The sequence below is a fragment of the Parafrankia discariae genome (assembly GCF_000373365.1).
GTDB classification, from domain to species: domain Bacteria; phylum Actinomycetota; class Actinomycetes; order Frankiales; family Frankiaceae; genus Parafrankia; species Parafrankia discariae.
The window spans coordinates 1-1,576 of the sequence record NZ_KB891196.1 but is presented as its reverse complement, the minus strand read 5'-3'; the positions used below and the strand labels follow the sequence as shown (position 1 = coordinate 1,576).

The window sequence follows — 1,576 nt, the reverse complement described above, 5'->3', positions numbered from 1 at the left end:
CACCCAGCCCTCAGCCTCACCACCGGCGACCTCGGCGCCGGCGGCCGTTCGAGCGGGTTCCGGTGCGGGCACCCAGTCCACGGCGTAGAGCAGGCGGGTGGCGGTGGTGGCCGAGAGCTGGTCGGCGGCGACCGGGCGCAGGGCCAGCCTCTCGATCCGGGCTATCGGCAGGCCGGATCCGTCGGCGATCGCCAGGCGCGCCGTGTCGGCACCGTCCGCCAGGTCGATCCGGACCCGCAGCGTGGCGCCGGCCGTGCCGAAGTGCCGCACCTCGGAGAAGGCGAACGGCAGCCGGACACCTCCGGCCGGCAGCAGCCCACCGACGCCGATCGCCTGCAGGGCCGCGTCCAGCAGCGCCGGGTGCAGCCCGAAGCCCTCGATCGGGTCGTCCACCGTCACCTCGGCGAAGACCTCGCCGGCCCGCCGCCAGACCCGCCGCAGGCCCTGGAAGGCCGGGCCGTAGCCGAGCCCCGCCTCGGCCAGCACGTCGTAGACGCCGTCGAGCGGAAGTTCGTCCGCGCCCTGCGGCGGCCACACCACCAGGCCGGCGTCCGCGGTCGCGGGATGGCTGTCCGGGGCGAGGGTGGCGGTGGCGTGCACCGTCCACGGCTCGTCGTCGCCGTCCTCGCCCTGGGAGTACACGGTCAGGGCACGGCGGCCGTCGGCCTCCGCGGCCGTCACCGTCACCTGAACCCGCACGCCGCCCCGCTCGGGCAGGACGAGCGGGGCCGCCAGCAGCAGCTCGTCGACGACCGGGGCGCCCACCCGCTCGCCGGCGGCGAGCACGATCTCCAGCAGTGCCGCGCCCGGCACCACGACCTGGCCCAGCACCCGGTGGTCGGCCAGCCACGGCTGATCCGCGACGGCCAGCCGGCCGGTCAGCAGCGTCCCGTCGCCGTCGGCGCGGGTGAGCGCCGCACCCAGCAGCGGATGCGCCGTCGCCACCTGTCCCACGCCGGCCGGATCACCGCCGGTCAGCACCCGCAGCCGCGGCCACAGGTGCAGCCGCTGGAAGGCGTAGGTCGGCAGGTCGACACGCCCGCCTCCGGTGCCGGCGAACACGGCGGCCCAGTCGACGTCGGCGCCGTCGACGAACAGCCGGCCGACGGCGGACAGCAGGGTGGCGGCCTCGTCCCGCTCCCGGCGCAGCGCCGGGACGGCCAACACCCCAGCCAGTTCCCCCGCACCCGCACCGGCTCCGGTCGGGGTGTTCTCCCCGGCGCCGGAGGCGGTGTTCTCGGCCGGTCCGTCCGCCGCGCTCTGGATCATGGCGGTGAGGATGGCGTCCGGGCCGAGTTCGATAATTCGGGTCACTCCCTGGCCTGCCATCGCCGTGACGGCGTCGGCGAACCTGACCGGACGGCGGACCTGCTCGACCCAGTACCCCGGGTCGGTCCACCGGCCGGGCTCCACCGGCACGCCGCTGACCGTGGACACGACCGTCCGGTCCGGCTCCCGCAACACCAGCCCGTCCACCACGACGGCGAACTCGGCGAGCATCGGCTCCATCAACACCGAGTGGAACGCGTGACTGACCGCCAGCCGGCTGCTGCGCCAACCCCGCTCCCCGGCCAGC

Annotated in this window: 1 protein-coding gene; it reads right to left on the bottom strand. The window is 76.0% G+C overall.

Annotation, left to right across the window (positions count from 1 at the left end; translation table 11 throughout):
• The coding region (locus B056_RS36080; RefSeq protein WP_195905887.1) for a polyketide synthase dehydratase domain-containing protein at window positions 1-1,576 on the bottom strand (1,576 nt) is incomplete at both ends.